The sequence below is a fragment of the Cryobacterium sp. 10S3 genome (genome assembly GCF_034344045.1).
Classification (GTDB): Bacteria; Actinomycetota; Actinomycetes; order Actinomycetales; family Microbacteriaceae; genus Cryobacterium; species Cryobacterium glucosi.
The window spans coordinates 3,959,687-3,980,851 of record NZ_CP133773.1 but is presented as its reverse complement, the minus strand read 5'-3'; the positions used below and the strand labels follow the sequence as shown (position 1 = coordinate 3,980,851).

Below are 21,165 nucleotides of genomic sequence, written 5' to 3'. Positions count from 1 at the left end.
GCTGGGCGCATGCGCATCGCCACCTGGAACGTCAACTCCATCCGAGCCCGCTCCGCCCGTGTCGTCGACTGGCTCGTGCGCGAGGACATCGACGTGCTCGCCATGCAGGAGATCAAGTGCAAGCCGGAGCAGTTCCCCTCCGACGTCTTCGAAGAGGCCGGGTACGAGCTCGCCATCCACGGCCTCAGCCAGTGGAACGGCGTCGCCTTCGCGAGCAGGCACCCTATGACGGATGTCGCAACGAGCTTCCCCGGCATGCCCGGCTTCCTGAAAGGCCAGGAAGGCCCCGGGCTGCCGCTCGAGGCCCGTGCGCTCGGGGTCACGGTGAATGACCTGCGGCTCTGGAGCCTCTACGTGCCGAACGGGCGCGCGCTCGACGACCCGCACTACGCGTACAAGCTCGACTGGCTCGCGAAGCTCGACGAGCACGCCCGCGCCGAACTCGCCGCCCGCCCCGATCTCGCCCTCGCGCTGATGGGCGACTGGAACGTGGCCCCCCTCGACTCCGACGTCGGCGACCCGACGCTGGTCCCCGGGGTGTCGACGCACATCTCACCGCCGGAACGGGCCGCCTTCGAGGCCTTCGCCGCCGCAGGGCTGACCGACCCCGTGCGCACCCTCGTTCCGGAGGGCTTCACCTACTGGGACTACAAGCAACTGCGGTTCCCGCGCAACGAGGGCCTCCGCATCGACTTCATCCTCGGCTCACCGGCGTTCACCGACCTCGTCACCGCCGCGAGCATCCACCGGAACGAACGCAAGGGCGACGCACCGAGCGACCACGTGCCCGTCGTCGTCGACCTCACCCTCGACGACGAGGACGACGACCGCCCGATGATCTTCTGACCCCTCGCCGGATGACGCGACCGTCGGGGATACTGGAAGCATGTCTTCCGTATCGCCGGGGAACGACGGCAATCCGGCGGCGGCCGGGCCGTCCGATTCCGTCACCGTCTCCATCACGCGCCGGGTGCAACCCACCCGGATAGCCGAGGCGACCCACTGGGCCCAGCAGGGCATGGACCTCGCGAGCGCGTTCCCCGGCTTCCTCGGCTCCGGCTGGGTGCGCACGAGCGCGGACTCGCTCAGTTGGCACATGCTCTACCGTTTCGACAACTCCGATTCACTGGATGCCTGGGAAGGCTCCGATGAGCGCGCCGAGTGGCTCGCCCAGGGCGTCGACTACATCCTCGACGCCCGCGTGCAGAAGCGCACCGGCATCGAAGGCTGGTTCGACACCCCGCAGGAGGGCGCGGACTCGGGCATCTACCAGCCCTCGCAGTGGAAGCAGACCGTCGCGATCGGCCTCGGCTTCTTCCCGACCAACGTGGTCTTCACCTTCCTCGTCACACTCGCGATCCCCGAGTGGGGCGGCTACCCGATCGTGCCCCGCATCCTGATGACGACCCTCGTGATGGCGCCCACGATGACACTGCTCGTGATGCCGTGGATCACGCGGTGGCTCCGCCCGTGGCTGACCCGGCCGCCGGCATCCGCCTACCGCCGCCCACAGGTCTAGACCACCCGCAGGCCTAGGCGGCCGGCGCGAGCAGGGCCGCGATCACGAGCAACGCCGGGATGGCGGCGATCGTCGTCACGAGCACGGTGTCGCGGGCGACGACCATGCCGCGGTCGTACCGGGCCGCATAGTTGAAGACGTTCTGCGCGGTCGGCAGGGCTGCGACTGTCACGACGGCGAACAGCTCTGCGGGGCCGAGCCCGAAGACGAATCGGCCGAAGGCCCAGGCAACGACCGGCATCACGGCCACCTTGAGCGTCGCCGCGAGCGCGACCTGCTTCCTCCCTGAGCCGGGTCGCAGGATCCGGTCGCCGCGCAGTGACATGCCGAACGAGAGAAGGACCATCGGGACACCGGCCCCTCCGAGGATGTCGAGGGGTGCGAACACGGCGTCCGGGATCGGGATCCGGAATACGGCCACGATCAGACCGGACAGGGAGGCGAGGATCAGCGGGTTCCGGAACGGCTGGGTCAGGATCGACCGGACCGAGACCCGGCCGCTCGTCGCGACGTCGAGGATGCCGAGCAGGATCGGCGCGAAGACGAGCAGCTGCAGGAGGAGCACCGGGGCGACGTAGTGCGCACTGCCGAGCACGTAGATCGCTACGGGCAGGCCGATGTTGTTCGCGTTGACGTAGCCGGCTCCCGCGACGCCGAGCGCGGTTTCCGCCACGCGGTCCCGGCGCCGGCTCCCACCGATCGCCCTGCGGCGCACGAGGAACCGGCTGGCCGCGAGGTAGACCACGACGATGACCAGGACGGTGCACAGGGTGGTCAGGAGGAACCAGGAGAACAGCACCCGGACATCCGTGTGGCTCAGGACGGTGAACATCAGCGCGGGCATCGCCACGAAGAAGGCGACCCGATTGAGCACGAACCCGGCCGTCGGGCCAGCGAACCCCGCACGCTCGATGAGGTAGCCCACCAGGATCACGAATCCGATGATGGAGAACCCGACCAGGACGCCGCTCATTACTCCCAGATTAGGGGACAGTTCTGCTGCAGGAGAGCGCGAGTCTTGCCAGCGGTCACGCCACAGCCGTACGCTCGAAGCATGCCTCATCTCAGCGTTCCGGGTGCGTCGATGTACTACGAGACCGAAGGTGCGCTGTCGTCGCCGGCGATCCTGCTGCTGCACGCCGGCATCGCGAACCTGCGCATGTGGGACCCCCAGGTCGCAGCCCTCGCCGCCAGGCATTTCGTGGTGCGGTTCGATGCGCGCGGCTTCGGGCAGACCACGACCGAGAACGTCGCGTTCTCCAACCGGGCGGATGCCGTCGCGCTGCTCGATCATCTCGGCATCGCGTCCGCGACCCTCGTCGGCTGCTCGCGCGGAGGGTCGATCGCGATCGACATCGCCCTCGAGAGCCCGGACAGGGTCGCCGGGCTCGTCACGATCGGGTCCGGCCCGAGCGGTTTCCCCGAAGTCGAGCTCACCGAGCTCGAGGACGCCCGGTTCGACGAACTCGACGAGGCCTTCGACGCCCGTGACTGGCACCGGCTCGCCCGGCTGGAGGTCGCGCTGTGGGCGATCGGCACGACCAGGGACGAGAAGGCCCTCGATCCCGAGTTCGTGTCGACGGCCTACGCGCTCAACCGGGTCAATGTCGTGCACGCCGAGGAGAACCCGATCCCGATCCCGCTCGAACCGCCCGCGAGCAACCGGGTGATCGATATCGAGGTTCCCGCGCTCGTGACGGTCGGCGAGTTCGACGTGACGCCCGCGCTCGCCCAGTACGAGTACCTGCTGTCGACGCTGCCCTTCGCGAGCGGCTGCACCTTCCGCGACGCCGCGCATCTGCCGAGCGTCGAACTCCCTGACGAGTTCGAGCGGGTGCTCCTCGACTGGCTCACCTCGAACGGCCTCTAGCCCCCGTCGCCCCGCCCCGCCCGGAGCATCCGCTCGCACTCCCGCGAGAGCGGAGTTATGGCCCTTAAAACGCTGGTTTAGGGGCCACAACTCCGCTCTCGCGGAACGACAGGGGGCGCGGGCGGAGACGGGAGCGGTTGTCCACAGGCCGAACGGGGCATCCCGCCAGCGGGCGGCGACACGCTAACCTGTGGGGGCAGTCCACATCAAGCGAGGGGCAACGATGTCAGACCCGGCCGGCGGCGATTCAGCCGCACCCGATCCATTCGCGCAGCACGCGGGCACGGTGCTCTGGCCCGGCTCGCTCCGCGACCTGACCGACACGACCCTGTGCCCGGCCTGCCAGACCCCGCTCGCGCCATACGGGTGCCCGTCCTGCGGGCTCGACCTGCGGCATCCTGTCGCCGCCGAGCTGCTGGCCGTGTCAACGGATGCCGCGAAACTGCTCGACCGGCGCGTGGCGCTGATCGGGCGCCTGCGTTTCGACGCCGCCCGGGCCCGGGCCGCCGCCCAACAGGTGCAGCACACGCCGACCGCGCCGGCTCCGGCGCCTCCCCTGTCCTGGCTCCCCCAACCGCCGGCGACTGCTCCCCTGGTGGTCCCGATCGCGGCTTGGGCTTCGACCGCGCCATCGGTGCCGGTTCCGTCAGAGCACGCGACGCCGACGCCCTCCCGATCAGCGCCCGCGCTGTCCACGCCGGCCCACCAGTCCCCGCCGCGGCAGGCACTCCCGAAGGCCGCACCTGCGCCGCGGGACCCCTCGCTCCCGCCGAAACGGTCGAGCGTGCAGATCCTGCTGCTCGTGGTCGGGGTCACGCTCGTGTCGGTCGCCGCGATCTTCTTCCTCACGGTCGCCTGGATCTTCGCCGGGCTCCTCGTGCGTTCCCTCATCGTCGGGGCATTCACGGCCGGGGCGCTGGTCACGGCCGCGGTGCTCAAGCGCCGCGGACTCGGGGTCACGGCGGAGGGCATCGGCGCCCTCGCGGTCGTACTCGTGCTGCTCGACGCCTGGTCCCTCCGGCAGAACGACCTCTTCGGGCTCGGCGCGGCGGAGTCCGACGGCTACTGGGGGGTGACGCTCCTCGTGTGCACCGGGCTGTTCCTCGGCTGGCACGCCGTATCCGGGCTGCGGGTCGCGAGTGTCGCCGGCTTCGCGGCCGCCGCGCCCGGGCTCGGCCTGCTCGTCTCCGCCGCGGCGGTCGGCCAGAACGACCTGACCCGGGTCTACCTCGCGTGCCTCGGGGCATCCGTCGGCGCGCTCATCCACCGGTTCACCCGGGCGTCGACGCCGAAGGGCGCCGCCGCGCCGGTCGGTCGTTGGCCAGGCGCCGACCGGGCGCCCGAGCGGGCGATCGTGTTCGGTTTCGCCGTCGTGTCGCTGCTCGGTGCCCTCGCAACGGCCCCGTTCGTGGAGACGGGCAGCGAACTCTCCCCGCTCTGGCTGCTCGGTGCGGTCGCGCTCGTCGCCGCCGTGCACTCCGTCACGATCCTCGGGGTGCGCGCGGTACCTCCGGCCCAGGCCCCGGCCGACCCTGCCCAATCGGTCGCCTCAGCCTCTGCCCCGGCCGGCCCGGGCGCAGGCTCGCTCGCCTTCGCCTGCTTCTGTTCGGCCGTCGCGGCCCTCGCGCTCGCCCTGATCGCCCTGATCGTCGCGATCCGCACCACCAGCATCCCGCTCCTTGTCACGGCGCCCCTGCTGGTCGCGCTCACCCTCGCGCTCGGCCTGGAGCTCGTGTCCAACCGCGCCGCCGGTCCGCGGCGCACCGCCGAGCGCGTCGCGGCCCTGACGGCGGCCCTCGCCGCGGGCTATTTCGCCCTCGCGACGGTCTCCAGCGCCGCGTGGCCGCTCGGCGTCGCGCTCGTGCGTGGCCTGACTGTGTTCGCGAGCGACCCAGGCAGGCCGTTCAACCCGCTCCTCTCCTGGTTCGACGAGCTGGACAACCCGGTCGGCCCGAACAGTCTCTGGGCCCTCAGCGCCCTCGTCGCAGCCGGCGCCCTGGCCGCCGTCATCTGGCACGCCGGGGGGCTGCTGCACGCTCGCACGCGCCTGGTCGCGGCGGTTTTCGCGGCTACTCTCGTGCTCGCGGTCCCGTTCGCGGGGCAGCTCCCCGGCTCGGTATGGCTGGTCACCCTGCTCTTCGGGCTGCTCGGCGGCGGCGCGCTGTTCGCCCTGCTCGCGCACCAGCGCGACCGGCTGCCGCTCGGTTCCCTCCGTCCCATCGTGCTCACCCTCGTCATCGTGAGCGTCTCCCTCGGTTTCCTGGTCGGCTGGGCGCGGTCGGACACCTGGTGGATCGGCACAGCCACCGGCATCCTCGCGCTCGTCGTCGCCCGCGGCCTGCTCGACAACGTCCAAGAAGCCCACATCGCGGGAACCCCCGACCGCCCCGCGCACAGCGGGCGGGAACAGGGACGCGGCGCGCTCCTGGCGGGCGCGCTCCTGCTCACCCTGCTCGCCGTCATCGTCGCGCCGTGGGCGCTCACCCTCGGCGCCCGGCCGCCGGCGACCGTGCTGCTCGTGGACCAGCTGCGCGGCCTCACCCTCGCGACCGCGCTCCTCCAGCTTTTCTTCGCGGTGCCGCTGCCCCGCTGGGTGCAGCCCACCGAGCGCCGCTGGGCCTTCCGGACCCTGCTCGCCCCCACGATCCTGGCCTTCGCCCTGCCCGTCGGGGACCTCGCCGCCGCCCTCGACCCGACCGGTCGCGCCGTCCTGCTGCAGCCCGAACCGGCAGCGGGCATCATCCACACTGTGCTGCTGCTCACTGCCGCCGTGCTCTGGCTCACGCTCCGCGGCAACCGCGCCGCCGCTCCCATCGAGCGGCTCACCGCGATCGTCGCGATCGCCCCGGTGCTGTTCCTGCTGTTCGGCGCCGTGCTCCGGGCAGCGGATGCCCCCGCCACCGTCGCCGACGTGGCCGCGCCGGCCGCCGCCATCCTGTGCTGCGCCCTCGGGCTCACGCTCGTGTCGCTCGCGCTACGCACGTCGCCCGGGACGGTGTCCCGCGGTCACTCCGACCGGCTCGCCCTCGAGGTCGGCGCACTGCTCGTGCTCGGCCCGGCAACGATCACGGCGATCGCCACGAGCCGCCCGCTCGGCTGGGTCGCGCTCCTCCTCGCCGGCCTCGCCGCGCTCCTGGCCGCGATCGCCCCCGACGGGCTCTTCGGCTCGCACTCCGCGCGACGGCACCTCGGCTGGGTGGCGCTCTGCCTCGGAATCGCGGGCCTCTGGCTCGGCCTCTCCCGGTCAGGCACCGAGGCCGTGGAACCCTACGTGCTGCCCGTCGCGGCGGTCCTGCTCGTGCTGGCCGCGCTCATCCGCCGCTTCGGACTGGTCGACCGCAGGACGGCCGGGAGCCCCGTCGCCGCTTGGCTCACCCTCGCCGGGCTGCTCGTCGCGCTCGTGCCCGTCGCGCTTGTCGCCGGGACCGGCCCGCTCGCCCGCCCGCTCGCGGTCAGCGGCGTCTCGGCCGCGCTGCTGCTCACTGCCTGCGCCCTGCGCTGGACCCCGCCGCGGTCCGGGTACCTCGCCGCGGCCGCGGCGAGCGGCACCCTCGGGCTGCTCGTGACGAGCGGCGGCCGGATCGTGGCGCTCCTCCGCTCCACCGAAGACGCAGGGCTCCTCATCGAGGCCTGGCTCCTGCCCGCACTGCTGGTTCTCGTTGTCGCCGGCATCCTCAGCGCACGCTCCGGGCGACGGATGCTCGGGGACGCCTCGGGTCCCGGTGACGCCCACCTCACGGCCAGGCTCGCCGTGCGCACCGGATACGGCCTGCTCACGGTCGCCGTCACCTTCGGGTCACTCGCCGAGGTCCTCAGCCTCGCCGCAGCGGCCCCCGACGAGACCCCGCTCGCCGCTCCGCGCGTCGTGCTGCTCGCCCTCGCCTGCGCGGCGGCGCACGTCGGTCTGATCCGGTGGGACCGCACCAGGGAGGGCCGCGCTCTCGCCTGGGCCGCCCTCGGCGGCGCCGGCGTCGCACTGCTCGGCGGATACCTGCACGGTGTCCCGGTTCCGCTCGAGATCGTGACGGTTCCGGTCGGACTCGTGATCGTCGGCGGGCGCCTCCTCGCCGCCGGCCAGTTCCACAGCCCCGTCCCGGCCACGGCCGCGGACTCGGGCGCGGCCCGGTCGACCCGGTTCTGGATCCAGGCCGGCCTCCTGCTCGCCGTGCTCCCGAGCGCCACGATCCCGCCGACACCGGACGGGTCCCTGCTCCGCCCGATCCTCGTGCTCACCTTCGGCGGCGCACTCGCGATCGCCGGCGCCACGCTCACAGCGACACCGGCGTGGCGTCCGCTGGCCTGGCCGGCCGTCTCCGCCGGACTCGTCGCCGTGCTGCTCACCGCCCTGAACCGAGTCAGCCCGCTCCTCGACACCGTCCCGGCCGGGCCGGATTCCCGGCTCGAGGGCTGGCTCCTGCCCGCGGCTGTGCTCGTGGCCGCGACCGGAATCGCCCTCCTGGCCGCGGCCCGCCGCGGCCCCGTCGCCGGTCTCGCCGCGGCCGTCGGCGACCACCCACCGACTGGCCCGGTCGACGGCGATGCGCGCGACGGCATCCGCTTCACCGGTTCGACGCCCGGCCCGGTGCGGACCGGCCCGAGACAGGTGCCGGCCACGGATTCCGCGACGTCGGCGCTCGGCTACGGTCTCGTGATCCTGGCGATGGCCGGCGTGCTCGGGGCCGAAGTCGCCGCGCTCGGGTATGCGCCTCTCGCGACGATCCGCGTCGTGCTGCTCGCCTGGACATTCTCCGCGGTGCACGTCTCGGTGTTCCAGCTCGACCCGGGCCGGGCCGGCCGCTGGGTCGCGTGGCTGGCCATCGCCGCCGGCGGAGTCGCGGTGCTCGCCGGCTACGGCCACGGCGTTCCGCACCCGATCGAGATCGTGAGCGTTCCGCTCGCCCTCGCGCTCGTCACGAGCGGCTGGCTGCACCTCGAGGCGACGCCGTCCGCGCGCAGCTGGCCGTGGCTCGCACCGGGCCTCTTCGTGCTGCTCGGTCCGTCGCTCCTGCTCGACGTGACCGAGAGCCCGCTCTGGCGGGTCGTCGGGCTCGGAGTACTCGCGGTCGCCGTGCTGCTGGCCGGCCTGTGGCAGCGGTTGCAGGCGCCGTTCGTGCTGGGCGCCGTGGTGTTGCTCGTGCACGGTCTCGCCCAGCTGTGGCCGTGGATCGCGCTGGCCTACGAGGCCGTCGCCTGGTGGCTGTGGCTCGGCATCGGCGGCACCCTGCTGATCGTGCTCGCTGCCCGCTACGAGCAGCGGATCCGCGCTCTCAAGCAGATCGCGCTCGGCATCTCGTCGCTCCGCTGACGGGTCAGCGCAGCGACACCGTCGCGTGTCGCCGCCCCCTGCCGTGACGCGGGCGCGCTGTCAGCCGAGATCGAAGGTGACCCCGGTCAGGCGTTCGCTTTCCGACCACAGGCGCACGGCATCCGCGTGGTTGCCGGCCCGTTCGGACCGCCCGACCGGATGCGGGTGGCCGTGCTGCTCGCCGAAGCCGTCCGGCCCGACGAAGGTATTGCCGGCGAGTCCCGGCTCGGTCGCAGCGTAGAGCGTGGGCAGCGCCCCCATCTCGGCCGGCTGGGCGAGGACCCGGTTGGCGAGATCCGTCAGACGGCGTTCGAAGCCGTTGTTGTTGCCGCGCATGCTTGCGCCGACGGACTGCAGGTTCGTACGGGCGTACCCGGGGTGGGCGGCGAGGGCGAGCAGGGGTGCCCCTGCCGCGTCGGCCCGGCGCTGGAGTTCGCTTGTGAAGAGCAGGTTGGCGAGCTTGCTCTGGCCGTAGGCAGCCCAGGCCTTGTACTTCTGCGCGCCCATCAGGTCGTCGAAGTCCATCCGGCCGCGCCGGTGCAGTGCGGAGGAGAGCGTGACGACCCGGGCCTTCCGGCCGGCGTAAGGGCCGGTGACCGCGTCCGGGCCGGTGGCCGCCGCGGCGCGGGCGAGGAGGCCGGGCAGCAGCAGCCCGGTGAGGGCGAAATGGCCGAGGTGGTTGGTGCCGAACTGCAGTTCGAATCCGTCGACGGTCCGGCGCTCCGGCACGTTCATCACGCCCGCGTTGTTGACGAGGACGTCGAGTCCTTGGGGGTGCTCGGCGAGCCAGGCACTCGCGAAGGCCCGAACCGAGGCGAGGCTGGACAGGTCGAGCTCGCGCACCTGCACCGCGGCATCCGCCGCCCGGTCGGCCGGCAGCCCGGCCAGGATGCGCCGCGCTGCGCCTTCGCCCCTGGCGAGATCACGCACGGCGAGGGTGACGGATGCCCCGTGCCCGGCCAGCTCGGACGCCGTCACGAATCCGAGCCCCGAGTTCGCTCCCGTGACGATAATCGTGCGACCCCGGAGGTCGGGGATGTCCGCGGCGGTCCAGCCGGGCTTCTTCGGCGACTTCTTCGGAGAAGCGGCGGTCATTTCGACAGCTCGATCCGGTAGCGCACGTGGTTCCGGTCGGCGCTCGCCTGCCAGAACTCGATCTCGCTCGGCTGCAGCGCGTAAAGCCGCCAGCTCGGGTTGGGCCGGCCGTCGGCGCCGGGGCGCTCGTCCCAGTCCTGCGCGGATGCCCGGGCCGAGAGCTCGATCACCGAACCGACAACGCGCACCTGCCTGCCCAGCTGCGGCCAGTAGAAGTTCATCGCCGCGCTCGGGTTCTCACTGAGCTCGAGGCCCTTGCGCGAGGTCGCGGAGCTCGCGAAGTGCCAGCCGGCCTCGTCGATGTTCTTGAGGATCAGCATCCGTGAGGACGGCTGGCCGGCAGCGGTCGTCGTGGCGAGGCTGAAGGCGTGCGGCTGCGGCACCCCGGCGGCGAGGGCGGCGGCAAGCCAGACCTGGAAGAGCCGGGCGGGATCGGACTCGGCGGCCTTCGCGTCGAAGGGCGGGAGGGAGGCCGGGAAGTCCGGCAGGGAGCGCAACAGGGAACGGAAGGATTCGGTCACGCGCCGAGCCTAGCGGGATCGACTGGGATCGACCGGGGTCGCGGAGGAGCCCCGGATGATCAACCGGCTGGGCAGGCGCACGGACTCCGGCGTGCCGCCGTCGATCACGGTCCTGAGCATGTCGACGGCGATCCGGCCCATGTCCGCGACACTGTGCGCGATGACGCTCACGGGCGGATCGAGCAGGGCGAGCCAGTCGATGTCGTCGAAGGAGACCAGGACGACGTCGGTGCCGATCCGGAGGCCGAGCTTCTGGATCGCGCCGATCGCGCCGAACGCCATCGGGCTGTCCGCGACGAGAAGCGCGGTCGGCGGTTCATTGAGTGCGAGCAGGGTGCGCACGGCGGCCGAGCCGCTCTCGGGCTGGAAGTCGCCGAAGACGATGAGCGCTGGGTCGAGGCTGAGGCCCCGGTCGCCGGCGGCCCGGACGAAGCTCGCGTAGCGTTCACGGCCGGTCGAGGTGGACTGCGGCCCGGCAATGTAGCCGATCCGGGTGTGCCCGAGCGCGGCGAGATGATCGACCGCCTCCCGGATCCCGGTGTCGCTGTCCGTCGTGACGCTCGGCAGGTCGATGCCCTCGATGGTGCGGTCGATGAAGACGGCCGGGATCTCCCGTCCGACGACCGAGCGGATGCTGCCGCTCCCGTCACCGAGCGGCGCGACGATGATGCCGTCGACGCGCCGGGCGATCAGGTTGTCGAGGTACCGGTCCTGCTGGTCCTTCCGCTCGTTCGCGTTGCCGAGCAGCGTCACGAAGCCGTGCACGAGGGCAGCCTGCTCGACCGTGTGGGCGAGGTCCGCGAAGAACGGGTTCCGGACATCCGGCACCAGCAGGCCGATCGCGTGCGTGCGGGTGGACCGGAGCGCCCTGGCCTGGGCGTTCGGCCGATAGTCGAGCTCCGCGACGGCCGCCTGCACCCGGGAGCGGGCGTCCGCCGAGGTGGCGGGGTTTCCGGAGAGCACCCGGGACGTCGTCGCGACGGAGACGCCGGCGAGCGCGGCAACGTCCTTGATGGTGATCGTGACCATCACTGCACCCCCTGCCCTGCCGGGACTGCGTCAAGTGGAAACGTTTCCAAGCTGATGCCCAGACTATTGCGGAGGCGCAGAGGTGTCAAAATGCGGGAGGGGGTTGTCATTCCGCCCTCCACCGACTCGAGGAGACCCCATGGCCCAGATCGTTCAGTACAGCAAATTCGGCGGACCCGAGGTGCTCGAGCTGGTCGAGGTGGCCGAGCCCCGGGCATCCGCCGGCGAAGTCGTGGTCGCGGTCCGGGCGGCGGGCGTGAACCCGATCGACTGGAAGATCCGCAGGGCCATCCGCCCGACGGGCCCGATCACGACGCCGAGGCGGCCGGGCTCCGACGCCGCCGGGCGGATCGTCGAGGTCGGCGCCGGCGTGACCGGCTGGTCGGTCGGGGACGCCGTGATCGTGCTCGGCGCCGCTGGCGCCTATGCCAGCCACCTGACAGCGACCCCCGCGCAGCTCACTCGCAAGCCGGACGCACTCGGCTGGGCGGAGGCCGCGGCCCTCGGAGTGCCGGCCGGTACGGCCTACCAGGCGCTCCGCTCCCTCGGACTGGGATCGGCGGACACCCTGCTCATCCACGGCGGTTCTGGCAGCGTCGGACAGGCCGCGATCCAGTTCGCCCTGCTCGACGGCGCGACCGTGATCGCGACGGCGAGCGAGCCGAACCAGGCCCGGCTGGCCGAACTCGGCGCGATCCCGGTCGTGTACGGGCCCGGTCTCGTCGATCGCATCCGTTCGGTGGCTCCCCGGGGCGTCGACGTCGTCCTGGATGCCGCGGGCACCGACGAGGCCCTCAAGGCTTCCTTCGCGCTCGTCGCCGACCGCAGCAGGATCGGCACGATCGTGGTCGGCCGGAAGGCGGCGGAGCTCGGCATCCAGGCCTGGTCAGGCGGCAGCCCGGTTCCGCTCACCCCGGAGCAGGTCGAGCTCAGGGCGGCGGGCCTGCGACTTGCAACCGAGCTGGCGGCCGCCGGCCGGTTCGATGTCGAGATCGCAGCGGTCTTCCCGCTCGCCGAGGCGGCCGCAGCCCAAGAGCTCAGCGAGCACGGGCATCCGCGCGGCAAGATCGTCCTGCTGCCCTGACCCGCCCGGACGGTCAGCGACGCCCGACGAAGTCGTCCATGGTGTTGTAGACGCCGAAGACGCGGCCGGCCACGAGATCCCAGACCGGCAGCGGCAGGATGCCCCGCAGCACTTTCGACAGACCGACCGTCCACGGCATGGTCACCTGCGGAGTCCCGGCGAGCATGGCCCGCCAGACCCGGTCGACGACGTATTCCGGTGTGAGTATGGGAGTCAGGAGCGGCCCGCGCGCGCCGTCGAACATGCCGGTCGAGATATAGCTCGGCGACACCGTGGTGACCTTGACCCGGCTGAAACCCTGCTGCACGAGCTCGAGCCGCAGGGAATCGCTCCAGCCGATCAGGGCGGCCTTCGAGGCCGCGTACACGCTCATCCTCGGGTTGGAGAGCAGGCCGGCCGCCGAGGCGATGTTCACGATCCGCGATTCCCGGCCGTTGGTGCTCATCATCCCCGGCAGGAACTCGCGGGCGATGTACATCGGGGCGAGGGCGTTGATCTGCATGGTGGGGCGAGTGTCGTCGCCGTTGTCGTGTTCCCAGAAGAAGGCGCCGCGCACGATCCCGGCGTTGTTGATCACGATGTCCGGATTTCCGATTTCCGTGCGCACGCGTTGGGCTGTCTGCGCGATCGCACCCAGGTCTCCGATGTCGACGACGTACGGAAACACCGCGGTCGAGCCGGTGGCCCCCTCGGAGAGGCGAGCGGCCGTCCTGGTGAGAGCGGCGGCGTCCCGATCCCACAGGATCACCGCCCGCGCCCCCTCTGCGACGGCCCGCTCGGCGTAGAGGCGGCCCATGCCGCTGGCAGCGCCGGTGATCAGCACGCGGGCTCCGGAAACGGTTCGAGTCATGCCTCCATCATTCATCATCGCCGCCGGTCCGGGAGCCGCCATCCTGGGGAGCGCCCCGGAAGCCCAGTGCATACCCAGCCCCGGCTGGCATCGTGGACGCAACCGATCGACGACTCACAAGACGACTGACCAGGAGCACACCATGGGATTCCTCGACCGCCTCTTCGGCCGCGACGAACAGGGCAGCACGGCACAGGCCCGCACCGCGCCCACCACGCGTGGCGCCGTCCCGCAGCGCACCGACGACGAGATCGCCGTCGAGCGCTACCAGTACCTGTTGCGCACGGCGCCGCCGGAGACCATCGAGCAAGTGCACACCGAGGCCTTCGCCAAGCTCACCGACCAGCAGCGCGACCTGCTCTTCCAGCGCCTCACCGAGAACGCCACGCCGAGCGAACGCCCGGCCGACGCCGCGCCAGCGACGCTCGCGAAGGCCGCCACCCGTGCAGAGCTCCGCGAGCCCGGCACCCTCGAACGCACCCTCGGCCGCCAGGGCCAGGGCGGCCTGGGGTTCGGCGGCATGGTCGGCAGCACCATCCTCGGCACGGTCGCCGGTTACGTGATCGGGTCCGCGCTCGTGAGCGCGTTCCTGCCGGACCCGGGGGCGACGGATGCCGCAGCGAGCGATTCAGGGACCGATTCCGGCGGGGACTCCGCGAGCGACACGAGCACGGATGCCGGAGCGGACACGGGGTCCGACACCGGCGGTGACTTCGGCGGGGGCGACTTCGGCGGCGGGGACTTCGGCGGCGGCTTCGACTTCTGAGCCGTCCGCCCCGGAACGGCCGTGCCCAGCACGACCGCGCCGGGCACGGCCGGGCGATAGCCTGACAGGAGCGTCCCGGTCGGAACGCCGAGAGGACAGGCCAGTGAGCACCCGCACTCCCGGCACTCTCGTGCTCCTGCGGCACGGCGAGAGCACGGCGAATGCCTCCGGCCTGTTCACCGGGATCCTCGACGCGCCGCTGTCCGATCTGGGGGCGGCAGAGGCCCGGTCCGCCGCCAGGCTGGTAGCCTCGGCGGGCCTCCACCCCGACGCCGTGTTCACCTCAGCCCTGCAGCGGGCCCGGCGAACGGCCGACATCCTGGTCGAGGAGCTGCGACAACACCCAGCGGCCCCGCAGGCCGACTGGCGGCTCAACGAGCGCAACTACGGAGCCCTGACCGGTCGCTCGAAGGCCGACGTGCGGGCGGAATTCGGCGAGGCCCAGTTCCTGGCCTGGCGCAGGTCGGTCAACACCGCTCCGCCCCCCTCGACGACGAGGCTTTCGCGGCCGCGCGCGAATCGCCCCTGTTCCGCGGGCTCCCTGCCGAAGCGCTCACCCGCACCGAGGCGCTCAGCCATGTCATGGCGAGGGTCGGCCGGTTCCACGCCGAACAGGTGGTTCCGCGCCTCCGCCTCGGCCAGACCGTGCTCGTCGTCGCCCACGGGAACTCGCTCCGGGCCTACTGCGCGCTGCTGGACGGCCTCGACGACCACGCGATCCACCGGCTCAATCTTCCGACCGGGCATCCGCTCGTCTATCGCTTCACGGCCGCCGACCTGGCGCAGGAACCCACGGGCGCGCTCCCGCGGCAGCCGCTCTCGGCGGGCGGCCACTACCTCGATTCCGCCGCCGCACTGCCCGCCGCGGCCCGGCTCACCGCCGACGGCGGCACCTAGTCCCCTCGAGTTGCGGATGCCACAAGTCAGGGCCGGGAGTGCTGCGGAACCGTGAGCAGGCGACAGGTGGTCGCGACGGCCTTCTCGAGGTTGGCCGCGCCGGCGGCGAGCGCCTCCGCCAGGGTGCAGACGCCCAGGACGATCGGAACGAGAGCGGCGAACCCGTGCCCGTAGAGCGCCTCGGCACCCTCCCCGACCCGGCCGGCGAAGGCGATCACGGGCACGCCGTGCCTGGCCGCGGTTTCCGCGACGCCGAGCGGGGTCTTCCCGCCGAGGGTCTGGGCGTCGATGCTGCCCTCCCCCGTGAACACGATGTCGGCGCCCGCCATCGACTCGGAGAGGTGGGCGGCCTCCATCACGACGTCAACGCCGCGCTGCATCGTGCTGTCGAAGAAGGCGAGGAAGGCCGCTCCGAGCCCGCCGGCGGCGCCGGCGCCGGCGACCGTGGCGACCTCGCGGCCCGTCATCGACGTGACGACGGACGCGAAGACGCCGAGGGCAGCGTCGAGCTCGGCCACGGTCGACTCATCCGCACCCTTCTGGGGTCCGAACACCCGGCTGGCCCCGCTCGGGCCGAGCAACGGGTTGGTCACGTCGCACGCGATCCGGAAAGACGTGTCCGCGAGTCGCGGATCGAACCCGGACAGGTCGATCCGGGCGAGGCGGGCAAGGGCTGCGCCTCCGCGGGGCAGCTCAGCGCCGCCGACGTCGAGCAGCCGCGCGCCGAGCGCCTGAAGCATGCCCGCCCCGCCGTCGTTGGTGACCGATCCGCCGAGCCCGACGATGAACCGGCGTGCGCCGCGGTCGAGCGCGTCAACGATCAGCCGGCCGACCCCGAAGGTGCTCGCGATCCGGGGGTCACGGTCGGCGACCGCGACGAGGTGGATGCCGGCGGCCGCGGCGATCTCGACGACCGCCAGGCCCTCGGCGGCCACGAACCCATAGGTCGCCGGAACCGTTCGTCCGAGCGCATCCTGCACCTCGGCCGTGACGAGGGTGCCGCCGAGCGCGGTCACGAGGGCGTCTGCCGTTCCCTCCCCGCCGTCGGCCATCGGCGCGACGATACACACGGCATCCGGGAACACCGAACGGATGCCGCGTTCCATCGCGGCCGCGGCCTCCGCCGCGGTCATCGATTCCTTGAAGGAGTCGGGTGCCAGAACGAACTTCATGCGGTGATCCTCTGCCGGGCGCAACCGATGGGGTGAGAAAAGGGGGCCGGGGAGATTTCCCCGGCCCCTTCAGTGTGGCCGTTTCGGCGGACCACGTCGATCTCAAGAGCCGTGGCTCAGAATGACACCCCGCAGACCAGGGCCGCATTCGCGTACGGCGTGGCCTCGCCCGTGCGGATGAAGAGCTTGGCAGACGCGGAGAGCGCCTTGAGATCCTCGTGGCTGATGTACTCGATCCCGTCGAAACGCTCGGCCAGCCAGGCACCCGCCGGGGCGCCCTTCGCTTCCTCGGCGGCGATGCAGTGCTGGAACACCATGTCGCTTGTGAGGGCATCGAGGACCTGCTCGAACCGCGGAATGCCGTGGACGAGAGCGAGGTCGACCACCGGCACCCCCGCCGGAATCGGCATGCCGCAATCGGCCACCAGGACCAGGTCGGTGTGCCCGAGTCTGGCGAGGGCGCCGCAGAGGTCGGCATTCAGGATGCCGGTCCGCTTCACTTCTCCACCTCGGGGAGTTCGTCGTCCGCGCCGGGATACGACTGCTGGGTGCCGAGCGTGCGCACCGCGAACGCGCCGACCCTGACCGCGAGGCGCACGGCGTCGAGGAGACTGGAGCCGGCGGCGAGCCGTCCGCTGAGCGCCCCGACGAAGGCATCGCCGGCGCCGGAGGAGTCGACCGCTGCGACCCGGGGCGAGGGAACCGTGGTCGTGCCGAGGGAATCGGAACAGATCGCACCCTGTTCTCCCCTGGTCAGCACCACGGCGGGAACGCCCCAGGCGCGGAGCCTGGCCACGAGCTCGGCGTCCCCACGGGGGATGTCCGTGCCAGGGTCGACGAGCGCGAGGACGAGTGCGGCCTCGTGCTCGTTGACGACGAGCGGGTCGGCCCGCCGGATCGTGGCGGGGTCGACGGCGATCACGGGAGCGAGGTTGAGCACGACCCGGCCGGTGGCCAGGCGGACGGCCGCCTCGATGCCGGCGGCGGGGATCTCGCCCTGCAGCACGACGACGGCGGCCCGCGCGATGAGGTCGGCGGCGTCACCGACGACATCCGCCCCCACGGCGGCGTTCGCCCCGGGGACGACGACGATGGTGTTCTCCCCGTCGTCGGCCACGGTGACGAGGGCGAGGCCGGTCGGGCCGTCGATGGCGGACACGGCGGACAGGTCGACGCCGGCCCGCTCGAGGAGAGCCATCGTGAGCCCGGCGACGGAATCGCTCCCGGTGGCGCCGACGAGGCTGACGTGCGCGCCCAGCCGGGCCGCTGCGACGGCCTGGTTGGCGCCCTTGCCGCCCGGCAGGAATTCCATCGACCGCGCGATCAGGGTTTCCCCTGGCGCGGGATGGCGCTCGACGACCATGAGCTGGTCGACGTTGATCGAGCCGACGACGACGATCGGGCCGCCGTCAGCGGTGGGGGTGAAGGAGCTCACTTGGTGAAGTCGCCCACGTTCGTCTTCGTGACGGTGACGACCTCGACGGGGACGGTCGCGTCGACCTTTTCGCCGGCGAGGGTCTTGACGGCCAGTTCGATGGCGAGCTTGCCGAGTTCGGCGGGCTGCTGGGCGATCGTGGCGGCGAGGGTGCCCGATGTGATCGCGGCGAGTCCGTCGGTGGTTCCGTCGAAGCCGACGACCTTGACGTCGGTCCCGGCGCGGGATCCGAGCGCCTGCACGGCTCCGAGGGCCATCTCATCGTTCTCGGCGAAGACACCGGTCACCTCGGGGTGGGCCTGGAGCAGGTTCGTCGTCACGTCGAGTGCGGTGGCGCGGTCGAAGTTGGCGGTCTGCTTGGCCACGACGGTGATGTTCGGGTAGGCCTTCATGCCCTCTTCGAAGCCGGCGCCACGGTCGCGGCTCGCGCTGGTTCCGGAGACACCCTGCAGGTCGATGACGCTGCCCTTCTCGCCCATCGCGGTCGCGAGCTCGACCGCGGCCTGCTTGCCGCCGGCGACGTTGTCGCTCGCGACGAGGGAGGCGACGGTTGCGCCGTTGACGGTGCGGTCGACCGCGATCACCGGGATGTTCGCGGTGTTGAGCGCCTTGACGGCCGAGCCGGCGGCATCCGAGTCGACGGGGTTGACGATGACGAGCTTGGCCCCGCTCGATGCGGCCGTGGCGAGCTGGTTGGCCTGGGTCGCCGAGTCGTTCTGGGCATCCACGATGTTGAGCTGCAGGCCGGCGGCGGTCGCGGCGGCCTGGGCGCCGTCGCGCAGCTCGACGAAGAACGGGTTGTTCAGGGTGGAGACGGCCAGCACGATCTTGGTGCCGGATGCCGAGTCCCCACCGCCCCGGCCGCACGCGGTCGTGCCGACGAGGATGAGGGCGGCTGCGGTGGTGACGGCGGCGATTCTGCGGAAAGAGGACGACTTCATTGTGTGTTCCTTTGGTTTGAGCGATGGAGGGAAAGGGAGAAAGTGCGGGTGTGGAGGAATAGTGCTCAGCTGTTGCGCGTCTTGCGGCGCAGCACGTCGACGCCGACGGCGAGGGCGATTACGAGGCCGATGACGACCTGCTGCCAGAACGAGGTGACGTTCAGCAGGTTGAGGCCGTTGCGGATCACGACGAGCACGAGCGCGCCGACGAAGGTGCCCGAGATCTTGCCGAGGCCGCCAGAGAGCGATGCGCCGCCGATGACGACGGCCGCGATGGCGTCGAGCTCGTAGCCGGCAGCCGCCTGGGGCTGCGCGGAGTCGAGCCGGCCGGCGAGGAGGAGCCCGGCGAGCGCCGCGAACAGGCCGGCGAGGGCGAAGACGGTGACGAGGATGCGCTTGACCGGCAGCCCGGACAGGCGCGCCGCCTCGGCGTTGCCGCCGACCGCGTACATCGACCGCCCGATCACGGTGCGGTTGAGCACGAAGGAGGCGACGACGGCTGAGAGCAGGAGCACGACGATCGGCATCGGGACCGGTCCGAGGTTTCCGCCGAGGAAGGAAACCTCGGGCGCTGTCTTGATCGGGCGGCCGTCGGAGATGACGAGGGTGAGGCCGCGGGCGACGCTCAGCATCGCGAGGGTCGCGATGAACGAGGGCAGCTTGCCGTAGGCGTTCGCGAGGCCGTTGACCATCCCGGCGAGGAGCCCGGTGACGAGCCCGCCGATCAGGGTCAGCCAGCCGGGAAGCCCGGCGGCGACGAAGAGCCAGCTGGACACCATGGCCGCGAGGGCGGCGACCGCGCCGACCGACAGGTCGATGCCGCCCGCGACGATGACGAAGGTCATCCCGAACGCGAGCACGGCGACGGTGGAGACCTGGATGCCGATGTTCAGCAGGTTCTGCCCGGTCAGGAAGTCCGGGGTGGCGATGAAGAGGGCGAGGCACAACACGACGAGGCCGACGAGCGCTCCGTTGTTGGCAAGGAATTTCTTGTAGTCGACGCGGCGGCGCGCCGGGGCCAGGGTAGTCGTGGACATCGGTGTCATTCCTTCTCGTGGGTCGGTGCGTTGTCGCGGGTGACGGCGGCGAGGTCGCCGTCGGTCGTTGTGGTGATCGGTTCGTTGATCGGTTCGTTGATCGGTTCGTCGGATTCGATGTCGTCGACGATGGCGTCGATCTCGGTGCTGCCCGCTTCCCGGGCGGCGAGGGTCATCACGGCGTCCTGGGTGGCGTCCGCGGCGCTCAGCTCGCCGGCGATCCGGCCGTCCCGCATCACCAGGATGCGGTCGCTCATGCCGAGGACCTCGGGGAGTTCGCTCGAGACCATGACGATCGCGCCACCGGCATCCGTGATCGCGTTCATCAGTTCGTAGATCTCGACCTTGGCGCCGACGTCGACGCCGCGGGTGGGCTCGTCGAGCAGCAGCACGGTCGAGGCGGCGATGATCCAGCGGCCGAAGACGGCCTTCTGCTGGTTGCCGCCTGACAGTGCGCCGACGGGCTGGTCGATGGTGTGCATCCGGATGCGGAGCTTCTCGGCGACGGCCTGGGCCCTGCGGCGCTGGCCGGTGAAGTCCGCGAGCCCGAGGCGTGCGGTCGACGCGAGCGTCGCGTAGCCGAGGTTGTCGTTGACGGATGCCCCGAGCACGAGCCCCTGTCCCTTGCGGTCCTCGGGCACGTGGCCGATGCCCGCGGCGATCGCGGCCGGGATGTTGCCCTTCGGCAGCCGGTGCCCGCGCACCACAACGGCGCCGGAGTCGTAGTGGTCGACGCCCGCGATCGCCCGGATCAGTTCGGTGCGACCGGCGCCGACGAGTCCGGCGATCCCGAGCACTTCACCGGCGTGCACGGTGAAGCTCACGTCGCTGAACGAGCCGCTCGCGCTGAGGTTCTCGACCGCGAGGATCTCGGCCGGTTCGGCGAGCACGGGGGCGCGCCGGGGGAACTGGTCCTCGATGTTGCGGCCGACCATGAGCCGCACCAGCTCCGCTTCCGGTGTCGAGGCCGGCACCTCGGCGACGAATTCGCCGTCGCGCAGCACCGTGACCGTGTCGCCGACCTCGGCGATCTCGTCGAGGTGGTGGCTGATGAAGAGCATCGCGACGCCGCGGCGCCGGAGGTCGGCCATCACGGCGAAGAGCGCCTGGGTCTCGTGCCGGGTGAGTGCGGCTGTCGGCTCGTCGAGGATGAGGATGCGCGCGTTGATGCTGAGCGCCTTGGCGATCTCGACGAGCTGCTGCTTGGCGATGCCGAGCTCGCCGACCGGGGTGTCCACGTCGACGTCGAGACCGATCAGGGCGAGGGCGGCACGCGCCCGGTTGCGGAGGGCGCGCCGGTCGACCATGCCGTGCCTGGTCGGCATCCGCCCGAGCATCACGTTCTCGGCGACACTCATGGTCGGCACGAGGTTGAGTTCCTGGTGGATGGTGGCGATACCGAGGTCCTCCGCCGCGCGGGTCGTCGGGAGCGTCACGACGGCGCCGTCGACCACGATGTCGCCGGAATCGGGCTGGTATACCCCGGCCATCATCTTGATCAGCGTGGATTTCCCGGCGCCGTTCTCGCCGAGGAGCACCTGTACGTGGCCGGCGTAGACGCTCACGGTGACGTCCTTGATGACGGTCACCTGGCCGAAGGTCTTGCCCACGTTCTGCAGGGTGACCAGGGGTTGTGGATTCATT

Annotated in this window: 19 protein-coding genes and 1 pseudogene; 8 read left to right on the top strand and 12 right to left on the bottom strand. The window is 71.6% G+C overall.

The genetic code is table 11. From position 1 onward, the window contains the following. The first annotated feature begins 9 nt into the window (after positions 1-9). Positions 10-846 carry an exodeoxyribonuclease III gene (locus RHM57_RS18430; protein ID WP_322189111.1) on the top strand — a complete coding sequence of 279 codons (837 nt, stop codon included), beginning with the start codon at positions 10-12 and terminating at the stop codon, positions 844-846. 40 nt (positions 847-886) lie between these two features. Next, positions 887-1,519: an antibiotic biosynthesis monooxygenase gene (locus RHM57_RS18425; RefSeq protein WP_322136807.1), complete on the top strand. Its 633-nt coding sequence runs from the start codon at positions 887-889 to the stop codon at positions 1,517-1,519. Between the two features lie 13 nt (positions 1,520-1,532). Here the strand turns inward: RHM57_RS18425 and RHM57_RS18420 are convergent, their stop codons facing one another. Further along, positions 1,533-2,492, bottom strand: a complete 960-nt coding sequence (locus RHM57_RS18420) for an AEC family transporter (protein WP_322141086.1) — start codon at positions 2,490-2,492, stop codon at positions 1,533-1,535. An 81-nt stretch (positions 2,493-2,573) separates the two neighbouring features. Between RHM57_RS18420 and RHM57_RS18415 the strand changes: the two genes are divergently transcribed. After that, positions 2,574-3,389 (top strand): alpha/beta fold hydrolase, encoded by an 816-nt coding sequence (locus RHM57_RS18415; RefSeq protein ID WP_134560373.1) that lies wholly within the window; start codon positions 2,574-2,576, stop codon positions 3,387-3,389. A gap of 223 nt (positions 3,390-3,612) precedes the next feature. Next, on the top strand, positions 3,613-8,694 hold the full coding sequence (locus RHM57_RS18410; protein ID WP_322189108.1) for an SCO7613 C-terminal domain-containing membrane protein: 5,082 nt from the start codon (positions 3,613-3,615) through the stop codon (positions 8,692-8,694). A gap of 60 nt (positions 8,695-8,754) precedes the next feature. Here the strand turns inward: RHM57_RS18410 and RHM57_RS18405 are convergent, their stop codons facing one another. From RHM57_RS18405 to RHM57_RS18395, 3 genes are read right to left on the bottom strand one after another with little or no spacing between them, the layout of a single operon-like run. Continuing rightward, on the bottom strand, positions 8,755-9,789 hold the full coding sequence (locus tag RHM57_RS18405; protein WP_322189106.1) for an oxidoreductase: 1,035 nt from the start codon (positions 9,787-9,789) through the stop codon (positions 8,755-8,757). After that, the gene (locus RHM57_RS18400; RefSeq protein WP_322189104.1) at positions 9,786-10,310 is read right to left on the bottom strand and encodes a pyridoxine/pyridoxamine 5'-phosphate oxidase; all 525 of its coding nucleotides are present in this window, start codon (positions 10,308-10,310) and stop codon (positions 9,786-9,788) included. The genes RHM57_RS18405 and RHM57_RS18400 overlap by 4 nt, the downstream gene beginning before the upstream one ends. 9 nt (positions 10,311-10,319) lie before the next feature. Continuing rightward, entirely contained in the window at positions 10,320-11,339 is a 1,020-nt protein-coding gene (locus tag RHM57_RS18395) for a LacI family DNA-binding transcriptional regulator (protein ID WP_322189895.1), read from the bottom strand. A gap of 139 nt (positions 11,340-11,478) precedes the next feature. Between RHM57_RS18395 and RHM57_RS18390 the strand changes: the two genes are divergently transcribed. Next, positions 11,479-12,423 carry an NADP-dependent oxidoreductase gene (locus RHM57_RS18390; RefSeq protein ID WP_322189102.1) on the top strand — a complete coding sequence of 315 codons (945 nt, stop codon included), beginning with the start codon at positions 11,479-11,481 and terminating at the stop codon, positions 12,421-12,423. 13 nt (positions 12,424-12,436) lie between these two features. Here RHM57_RS18390 and RHM57_RS18385 read toward each other — a convergent pair whose 3' ends face one another. Further along, positions 12,437-13,273: an SDR family NAD(P)-dependent oxidoreductase gene (locus RHM57_RS18385; RefSeq protein WP_134446182.1), complete on the bottom strand. Its 837-nt coding sequence runs from the start codon at positions 13,271-13,273 to the stop codon at positions 12,437-12,439. On the opposite strand from RHM57_RS18385, the gene RHM57_RS18380 reads away from it, so the two are divergent. Next, the gene (locus RHM57_RS18380; RefSeq protein ID WP_322136812.1) at positions 13,272-14,039 is read left to right on the top strand and encodes a hypothetical protein; all 768 of its coding nucleotides are present in this window, start codon (positions 13,272-13,274) and stop codon (positions 14,037-14,039) included. The genes RHM57_RS18385 and RHM57_RS18380 overlap by 2 nt on opposite strands. After that, positions 13,948-14,475: pseudogene (locus tag RHM57_RS18375) on the top strand (2,3-bisphosphoglycerate-dependent phosphoglycerate mutase); the annotation flags it as partial. The gene RHM57_RS18380 and the pseudogene RHM57_RS18375, both read left to right, overlap by 92 nt. Here RHM57_RS18375 and RHM57_RS18370 read toward each other — a convergent pair. Continuing rightward, the gene (locus tag RHM57_RS18370) at positions 14,424-14,618 is read right to left on the bottom strand and encodes a hypothetical protein (protein WP_322136813.1); all 195 of its coding nucleotides are present in this window, start codon (positions 14,616-14,618) and stop codon (positions 14,424-14,426) included. The pseudogene RHM57_RS18375 and the gene RHM57_RS18370 overlap by 52 nt on opposite strands. Positions 14,619-14,621: 3 nt before the next feature. Between RHM57_RS18370 and RHM57_RS18365 the strand changes: the two genes are divergently transcribed. After that, positions 14,622-14,936: a hypothetical protein gene (locus tag RHM57_RS18365; RefSeq protein WP_322136814.1), complete on the top strand. Its 315-nt coding sequence runs from the start codon at positions 14,622-14,624 to the stop codon at positions 14,934-14,936. A 26-nt stretch (positions 14,937-14,962) separates the two neighbouring features. On the opposite strand, the gene RHM57_RS18360 is transcribed toward RHM57_RS18365, so the two are convergent. From RHM57_RS18360 to RHM57_RS18335, 6 genes are all read right to left on the bottom strand, one after another. Further along, the gene (locus RHM57_RS18360; protein WP_134560381.1) at positions 14,963-16,108 is read right to left on the bottom strand and encodes a glycerate kinase; all 1,146 of its coding nucleotides are present in this window, start codon (positions 16,106-16,108) and stop codon (positions 14,963-14,965) included. Between the two features lie 116 nt (positions 16,109-16,224). Further along, positions 16,225-16,608, bottom strand: coding sequence for a D-ribose pyranase (rbsD, locus tag RHM57_RS18355; protein ID WP_134446179.1), 384 nt, complete (start codon positions 16,606-16,608; stop codon positions 16,225-16,227). After that, on the bottom strand, positions 16,605-17,543 hold the full coding sequence (locus RHM57_RS18350) for a ribokinase (protein WP_134560385.1): 939 nt from the start codon (positions 17,541-17,543) through the stop codon (positions 16,605-16,607). The genes rbsD and RHM57_RS18350 overlap by 4 nt, the downstream gene beginning before the upstream one ends. Further along, entirely contained in the window at positions 17,540-18,484 is a 945-nt protein-coding gene (locus tag RHM57_RS18345; RefSeq protein WP_322189099.1) for a substrate-binding domain-containing protein, read from the bottom strand. The genes RHM57_RS18350 and RHM57_RS18345 overlap by 4 nt, the downstream gene beginning before the upstream one ends. Positions 18,485-18,549: 65 nt before the next feature. Further along, positions 18,550-19,521, bottom strand: a complete 972-nt coding sequence (locus tag RHM57_RS18340; protein WP_322136819.1) for an ABC transporter permease — start codon at positions 19,519-19,521, stop codon at positions 18,550-18,552. Positions 19,522-19,526: 5 nt separating this feature from the next. Continuing rightward, positions 19,527-21,164 (bottom strand): sugar ABC transporter ATP-binding protein, encoded by a 1,638-nt coding sequence (locus tag RHM57_RS18335; protein ID WP_134560391.1) that lies wholly within the window; start codon positions 21,162-21,164, stop codon positions 19,527-19,529. Between the last annotated feature and the right edge of the window lies 1 nt (position 21,165).

Coding starts and splice junctions, on each gene's coding strand:
- RHM57_RS18420 (WP_322141086.1), bottom strand. CDS start 2,492: ATGAGCGGCGTCCTGGTCGGGTTCTCCATCATCGGATTCGTGATCCTG.
- RHM57_RS18365 (WP_322136814.1), top strand. CDS start 14,622: ATGGCGAGGGTCGGCCGGTTCCACGCCGAACAGGTGGTTCCGCGCCTC.
- RHM57_RS18335 (WP_134560391.1), bottom strand. CDS start 21,164: ATGAATCCACAACCCCTGGTCACCCTGCAGAACGTGGGCAAGACCTTC.
- RHM57_RS18370 (WP_322136813.1), bottom strand. CDS start 14,618: ATGGCTGAGCGCCTCGGTGCGGGTGAGCGCTTCGGCAGGGAGCCCGCG.
- RHM57_RS18415 (WP_134560373.1), top strand. CDS start 2,574: ATGCCTCATCTCAGCGTTCCGGGTGCGTCGATGTACTACGAGACCGAA.
- RHM57_RS18380 (WP_322136812.1), top strand. CDS start 13,272: ATGCCTCCATCATTCATCATCGCCGCCGGTCCGGGAGCCGCCATCCTG.
- RHM57_RS18430 (WP_322189111.1), top strand. CDS start 10: ATGCGCATCGCCACCTGGAACGTCAACTCCATCCGAGCCCGCTCCGCC.
- RHM57_RS18405 (WP_322189106.1), bottom strand. CDS start 9,789: ATGACCGCCGCTTCTCCGAAGAAGTCGCCGAAGAAGCCCGGCTGGACC.
- RHM57_RS18340 (WP_322136819.1), bottom strand. CDS start 19,521: ATGTCCACGACTACCCTGGCCCCGGCGCGCCGCCGCGTCGACTACAAG.
- RHM57_RS18385 (WP_134446182.1), bottom strand. CDS start 13,273: ATGACTCGAACCGTTTCCGGAGCCCGCGTGCTGATCACCGGCGCTGCC.
- RHM57_RS18410 (WP_322189108.1), top strand. CDS start 3,613: ATGTCAGACCCGGCCGGCGGCGATTCAGCCGCACCCGATCCATTCGCG.
- RHM57_RS18425 (WP_322136807.1), top strand. CDS start 887: ATGTCTTCCGTATCGCCGGGGAACGACGGCAATCCGGCGGCGGCCGGG.
- RHM57_RS18395 (WP_322189895.1), bottom strand. CDS start 11,339: ATGGTCACGATCACCATCAAGGACGTTGCCGCGCTCGCCGGCGTCTCC.
- RHM57_RS18360 (WP_134560381.1), bottom strand. CDS start 16,108: ATGAAGTTCGTTCTGGCACCCGACTCCTTCAAGGAATCGATGACCGCG.
- RHM57_RS18390 (WP_322189102.1), top strand. CDS start 11,479: ATGGCCCAGATCGTTCAGTACAGCAAATTCGGCGGACCCGAGGTGCTC.
- RHM57_RS18345 (WP_322189099.1), bottom strand. CDS start 18,484: ATGAAGTCGTCCTCTTTCCGCAGAATCGCCGCCGTCACCACCGCAGCC.